Source organism: Zhongshania sp., from assembly GCF_029212375.1.
In the GTDB taxonomy this organism is placed as follows: Bacteria; Pseudomonadota; Gammaproteobacteria; order Pseudomonadales; family Spongiibacteraceae; genus Spongiibacter.
On record NZ_JARGNU010000016.1, the window covers coordinates 89,690 to 96,159 of the forward strand.

At 52.4% G+C, this 6,470-nt stretch carries 5 protein-coding genes; 2 read left to right on the forward strand and 3 right to left on the reverse strand.

The window, feature by feature from the left end; genetic code table 11:
* The first annotated feature begins 14 nt into the window (after positions 1 to 14).
* Entirely contained in the window at positions 15 to 1,466 is a 1,452-nt protein-coding gene (locus P1U47_RS15030) for a cobyric acid synthase (protein ID WP_301030026.1), read from the forward strand.
* A 22-nt stretch (positions 1,467 to 1,488) separates the two neighbouring features.
* On the opposite strand, the gene P1U47_RS15035 is transcribed toward P1U47_RS15030, so the two are convergent.
* Together P1U47_RS15035 and P1U47_RS15040 are read right to left on the reverse strand one after the other, a co-directional pair.
* Positions 1,489 to 3,525, reverse strand: a complete 2,037-nt coding sequence (locus tag P1U47_RS15035) for a metallophosphoesterase (protein ID WP_301030027.1) — start codon at positions 3,523 to 3,525, stop codon at positions 1,489 to 1,491.
* 41 nt (positions 3,526 to 3,566) lie between these two features.
* Complete coding sequence (locus tag P1U47_RS15040; RefSeq protein WP_301030028.1) at positions 3,567 to 5,213, reverse strand: alkaline phosphatase D family protein; 1,647 nt, start codon at positions 5,211 to 5,213, stop codon at positions 3,567 to 3,569.
* Positions 5,214 to 5,329: 116 nt separating this feature from the next.
* Between P1U47_RS15040 and P1U47_RS15045 the strand changes: the two genes are divergently transcribed.
* A complete protein-coding gene (locus P1U47_RS15045) occupies positions 5,330 to 5,755 on the forward strand; it encodes a hypothetical protein (protein WP_301030029.1) in 426 nt (141 codons plus the stop codon).
* Between the two features lie 218 nt (positions 5,756 to 5,973).
* On the opposite strand, the gene P1U47_RS15050 is transcribed toward P1U47_RS15045, so the two are convergent.
* Positions 5,974 to 6,399, reverse strand: coding sequence for a hypothetical protein (locus P1U47_RS15050; RefSeq protein ID WP_301030030.1), 426 nt, complete (start codon positions 6,397 to 6,399; stop codon positions 5,974 to 5,976).
* Positions 6,400 to 6,470 lie beyond the last annotated feature (71 nt).

The following is a 6,470-nucleotide window of genomic DNA, read 5'->3' on the forward strand; positions in this document are numbered from 1 at the left end:
AAGTGACACAAGCTATGACCCTAACATTAATGATTCAAGGCACTACCTCGGATGCCGGTAAAAGCGTAACGGTCGCCGGCCTGTGCCGTGTTTTTAAGCGGCGTGGCCTGAGTGTTGCCCCGTTCAAACCGCAAAATATGGCCTTGAACAGCGCGGTGACCCCAGAGGGCGGCGAGATTGGCCGCGCCCAAGCGGTACAGGCCCAAGCCTGCGGTCTGCCGCCACACACCGATATGAATCCGGTGCTGCTCAAACCCAATAGCGACACCGGCGCGCAGGTGATTATTCACGGCAAGGCGCTGAGCAATATGGAAGCGCAGGATTACCACGCCTATAAAAAGCGCGCCATGGCGGCGGTATTAGAATCCCATCAGCGCCTTTGTCAGCATTATGACGTCATTGTTGTGGAAGGTGCGGGCAGCCCCGCCGAAATAAACTTACGCGCCAATGATATTGCTAATATGGGCTTTGCCGAAGCAGTGGATTGCCCCGTTGTGATTGTCGCCGATATTGATCGCGGCGGTGTGTTTGCCCATTTGGTCGGCACTTTAGATTTGCTGTCGGCAACCGAAAAAGCGCGGGTAGCAGGCTTTATCATCAATCGTTTTCGCGGCGACATCGCCCTGTTGCAATCGGGCCTCGACTGGCTAGAAGAGCGCACCGGCAAGCCGGTCATCGGCGTGGTGCCCTATATTCACGATTTACATTTAGAAGCCGAAGATGCCATCGACAGCCGCCAAACCCTTAGCGAAAACGCGATTAACGTGGTCGTGCCGGTGTTCACTCGTATTAGTAATCACACCGACTTCGACGTTTTGCGTCTGCACCCGCAGGTCGATCTAAAGTTCGTGGGCAAGGGCGAAGCGATACCGCCCTGCGATTTAATTATTCTGCCCGGCAGCAAAAGCACCCGCCGCGACTTAGATTATTTGCGCAGCAACAACTGGCACAAAGATATTGAAAAGCACCTGCGCTACGGCGGCAAGGTCTTGGGAATTTGCGGCGGCTTTCAAATGTTAGGTCGTGCGGTACACGACCCCGACGCCATCGAGGGCGACGCCGGATCAACTACTGGCCTTGGCCTACTCGACATGGAAACCACCCTCGGCAGCAGCAAAACCCTGCGCCAGGTCAGCGGCCATTTATGGGCACAGCAAGCCAAAATACGCGGCTATGAGATCCACGCCGGCATCAGCACTGGTCCGGCACTGGATGCGCCCTTTGCCGATTTAGGCAGCCACCGTGACGGCGCCCGCAGCGCCGACGGCCAGATTATTGGCAGTTATTTACACGGCCTCTTTGACGAAAGCGACACCCGCGACAGCCTGCTTAAATGGGCAGGCCTCAAAGACGTTGCGGCGCTGGATTACGCGGGGGTGATTGAAAGCAATATTGATAGACTCGCAGATTGCTTAGAAGCTCATTTGGATATTGAGGCTCTGTTAGCACCCCTCGCTGGCCGCTAACAAAGCCCTAGCCTACCCAAAATTAAAGCGTGAACGCCGCAAACACATCATCCAATGCAGATAAGGGCAATGTACCCAAGCCCGCTAAAAGCGGTTGCAACACCTGCGTGTCTAAATGGTAGGCCACCTCTTCGCTAACCAAAAGCAAGGCGGTGCCCAAAAATTTGGGGCCAAGACCAATCGCATCACTCACCTCACTTGGCGCATATTCTTCGATAGGCACAACATTGAGCAAGATATTGGCGAGTAGATCATCGGTGGTCGACACTAAAACTTGCGCCATTTCGCCACTATCAACATTACCCGTTGCATCAATTAGGCGAGTAACGTCAAAAAGTAATTCGGACAATAAATCCAGCGACGCACCAGCGACCGGCACGCTACCACCTTCCTCAGCAATGCCGTCGACAATGTTTTGAATATTGCTGGCTAAACTACGCAGAGGATCGGTAAGGCCGCGCAGATCTGCACTCGCATTCTCATCATCGGCGCTAGGCGACTCGGCGCTAAACTGCTCTAACACTGCGCTGAGTTGGTCTAGCGGCGCTGGCAAGGCTTGGCCATCGGCGGAAATAAGGCTGTCCTGCAAACTTTGTAAAGCATAAAGCAGCGACTGGCTGGCGCGGGCCGCACCGGCCAAGGCTAAATCGGGATTCTGTTCAGTGGCGGCGCCCTGCAAACCCGTAATTAGCGAATCGGCAACTTCCAATAGCGCAGTACCGGATTCACCCACTCCCGCCACAAGGCGGCTAATATTTTCTTCGGGAATGGCCGCAGCAAGGCTGTTAAAACCGCTGCTAAATTGCGTTTGTACCGGATCGAGGTTGCCGGTTTCGCCGTTAACGTCAAAAGTTGTATTGCCCTGCAAGGGGCTAGTAAAACCGTCTGATTCTGGCAGGCCCTGCGCAGCTTGCTGGCTTTGCTCGCGGCGGAAAGCCGGTTCGGGTTGGCTTAGCGAACCCAAGCCCAATGCTGGGTCGGTGGGGTCCACTTGGTAGACTTCGCCCACCATTTTGTCGCCCTTAATTTCGACCCAGACAAAACCATAGCTATCGCCTTTTTCATAAAATACGGGGTTATCATCGCGGTGCTCTAGGCTGCGGGTTTTACTGGCCGCACCCGAGAGAATAAAGCCGGTTTTACCACAGGAGGCCACCGGCATCAGCCACTGTAAATCGTGGTCGTGGCCAGCAAAAAAGAAGTCGGCCTTGTCGCACACGGTTTCTTCTACAAAAGCCTTGTAGCGCTCCCCTGCCAACACTGGGGCTACAAAGGCCGGAGCGCCGTCGTAATTACCCGCATTGCCATGGGAGCCGTTCGAGATATAGGGGTGATGGGCAAACACTATTTTCCATTTGGCTTTACTGTCGGCCATCGCCGCATTTAACCACTGGGCCTGAACCAAGCCGTAGTTATTGTAAGAATAGTTTTCGTCACTGTCGGGGAAGCCGCCGGCGATTTGATTGGAGTCTACGCCAAACAATTCCACCAGTGGCGCGCTGGCCTCACCACCTTGGGTGAAGCGGTAGTAGCGCGACGGCATTTTCCAGCGCGAGGTTTGCCGCGGCGAATCAGGGTGCTGGCTATCGCGGTAGTGGTAGTCAACCTCAAAATCACCCTTGGCATTATTGGCGCCATCGCCGCCAAAGAAACCACTGTTATCGTGATTGCCAAGTACAAAGTAAAAGGGCAAATCAATGGGCGCAAAAGGCAGCTCAAACTTCTCTTCAAACTGGGGGTCCAGCGCCGAACTCACCCCAGATTCGTAAATATTGTCGCCGAGCCCCAGCACCAAATCGCAACCCTTGGCCGCGCACACCTTGGCCACCGCCTTGCCAACCGCGTAGGCGCCTTCGCTACCACTGCCGCTGTCGCCCAGCAGTATCATTCTCACCACCGATTCTTCTGCTGGCGTATCTGGGGTGTTGTCTGCTGGCGTTTCCACCGGTGCATCATCGGCAGCCGCCGTTGAACGCTTTGAGGAGCCACCGCCACAGGCGGCCAAATTGAGTAGCAATGCAATTAAGCTCGCCCTAACTAAAAAATGAAATATGCGCATAATTTTTCAACATTAAATTTATCGGTTGTTTATCTTAAACATTAAACCTTCGGCCGCGACAGGGTTGTGTCTTCTTTTAAACGGCTGCTGCCACTCTCCACCGCCAAGGTCTTTACCTTAGCAGACTCCACCCCAGACTGATCCGCAAGGTCGATATTCTCGGCGTAATAAAATTCTGCCTGAGCGCGCTGGTGGGTAACGTCCATCAATATAAAACCGTGATTTTTTAAATCAGTGTATTTAATATGGGGATTGACCACCGGCAACACCGCCGACACCGCTTCTGCAGCGCCGTCGGGGAAGCCCGGCGAGGTTATACTCGGGGTAACAAACTCTACGCCAAGGGGCTCATCTAAAACACCAGAAGTGAGAATGGCGCTGCTTTTATAAAGCTCATTAGCCCAGCTGCTGTGAATGTCGCCGGTTAAAACCACCATATTTTTTATTGTATTTTCTTCAACAAAATCGAGTATTTCTTCGCGCTCACTGGGGTAGCCATCCCACTGATCCATATTCACCGCCACCAGCGGACTAAAGTCATTGGTGGGCACACCCGGCAGTAAACGCTGAATTTCAAGCAATTGCAGCTGGGCAAACATCACCTGCTGGCCAACGATTTTCCAAGTGTTTTGGGCCGTGGCCAGCTTGTTTTTAAACCATTCTTTTTGCGCTTGGCCCAGCAAGTCGCGGGCATCGGCCCGCGCTGGATCGGCGGGATTATCCAATTGTTTAATGCGCCCCTCTAAACGGGTGTCCAACATAATGAAGTCGGCCAAGTCGCCGTAGCGGAAACTGCGATAAATACTGTCTTCGCTAACCGTAGGCGGCCGAATAGGCAGCCATTCAAAATAGGCCTGTATGGCCTGCGCCTTGCGCTCGCTCCATTCGCCCTCGCCCTGGTTATGGTTAGCGGCGCCGTCTTTATAGGAATTGTCGGCGGTCTCGTGGTCGTCCCACACGGTGATAAAGGAATGGATCTGATGCACCGCTTGCAGATCGGCATCGCTGCGGTAGTGGGCGTAGCGACGACGGTAATCGTCTAGCACCAGTATTTCGTGGCTGGGGTCGAGCAAGCGGCCGGCATTGTCGCCATACTCGCCGTCGCCGTATTCGTAAATGTAGTCACCCAAGTGAAGTACAAAATCTAAATCGCTACGATTGGCGATCATCCGGTACACCGAGAAATAGCCATGCGGGTAGCTGCTGCACGAGCACACCGCAAAGCGCAAATGCTCGGCGTATTGACCAGGCATGGGCAGGGTCAATGCACGGCCAACTGGCGACTGCTGCTGACCAACCGAAAAGCGGTACCAATAATGCTGTTCAGACAATAAGCCAGCGGCGTCGAACTTAACCGTATAATCCCGCTCGGGGCCAGTGACGAAATTTTCAGCTAGCACAATACTTTCAAAATCAGGGTCTTCGGCGACTTCACACAGCACACTAATACTACTCGCGGCGGCTTCATTAGGCGTGACCCGAGTCCATAAAATAAGCCGATCATCTAAGGGGTCGCCGCTGGCAACACCGTGCACAAACGACACAGAGGGGCCGCTTGCGCTCGAATCACCCCCAGCCGGCTTAGAACTCTTACCCGCGCTGGAATTGCTGTTGCTGCCACAGGCTGTCAGTATAGGCACCGCTATAGAAACAGTGCTCATGGCGCGGAGAAAATGGCGTCGATTCACGTAAAACTCACTCGTGCTGTCATCAAAAAGTAACAGTATGATAACCATCTGGTGTTACAGATTAATTTCAGTATTACCCAGCAAGTTAGGCCACATAAAACCGAGACCAGCGACCAATGTATAAAGCGTTTATGATTTTCTTCTGCGCAGCCCTTATTAGCTGCAGCAGCAAGCCCATTCCCTTTACCGACTATATTGTGAGTAATTTGCTGCGCGATAATTTGATGAGCCTTGCCGAGCCGCCGATATTTAGCATCGAGGAAATTTCAATTTTAGAAAGCCAGCACAGCGGCGACAATGGCAGTGCGACCATTGATGTGCGCCTGCTATTCCCAGAAGATTTTGACACCGTCACCACCCTGCACAAGCTAGAGCCTTTTAATATGGCCTATAAGCAGTACCAAAGCAGTTTTGGGAAATTCGCCGCCGGTGAGCAACAAGTACACCACGCCGAATACCAGTTTCAGCGTCGCGGTGGCAAGTGGTTTATTGTTGGCAGCCGCGCTTTGTCGCCACCGGATATTATTGCAGTAAAAGATTAAATAAAAGTAGGAATCTGATTTAAAACTTTAAGAATCGCCTTGCAAAGCGAGCCAGAAAGCATCGCAAGGCTTTTCCATCGCACCCCAGCCCCCCCATGCGAGAAGCTAGATGGCCGTCGCCTTCTGGTAAAAAGCGGACGTACGACCGATCAGTGCAATCTGCATGCAGGGTGTTGTGGGGGCTGAGGGTTAGAGACCCTCGGCTACCCGATTATGCCTTACCACCATACTGGCGCCTCACTTGATGCAGGGTAGCCAGCTTGGACAAGGCTTTGAAATAAGCTTTCATCTTGAACGAGGCACATGCCTTCATGACCAATGGTGGCTGCCAGCCAAGATGTTTTTGATTTTTCATAGAGAGCTAGACTATCACAGCATTTTTTTAGCTCTGAGTAAGCTGAACGAAAAGCACCAATGCTTGACTCATTAGCTGTGACCGGTGCCGTGCGCTTGGGTTGAAAACCATTTTCATAGGTGGTGATTGGAAATAATGATTCAGGATTTTCGGTTACTTCGAAGCCAGCCAGCTTTACCACTGCCGCCTCGGGGTACAACCAAGCACAAATAATTAAATCACGAGAGCTTGCCAAGAAAGATAGCAACTCAATTTGGCGATTAAAATCCTTTTCTTCTACGTAGATCATAATTTCCTAAGAGGCATAACCAGGCTGTAGAAAAATTAAGTTTTTCACGCAAAAATTCCTCACCACAAAAA

Coding starts and splice junctions, on each gene's coding strand:
- P1U47_RS15050 (WP_301030030.1), bottom strand. CDS start 6,399: ATGATCTACGTAGAAGAAAAGGATTTTAATCGCCAAATTGAGTTGCTA.
- P1U47_RS15035 (WP_301030027.1), bottom strand. CDS start 3,525: ATGCGCATATTTCATTTTTTAGTTAGGGCGAGCTTAATTGCATTGCTA.
- P1U47_RS15045 (WP_301030029.1), top strand. CDS start 5,330: ATGTATAAAGCGTTTATGATTTTCTTCTGCGCAGCCCTTATTAGCTGC.
- P1U47_RS15030 (WP_301030026.1), top strand. CDS start 15: ATGACCCTAACATTAATGATTCAAGGCACTACCTCGGATGCCGGTAAA.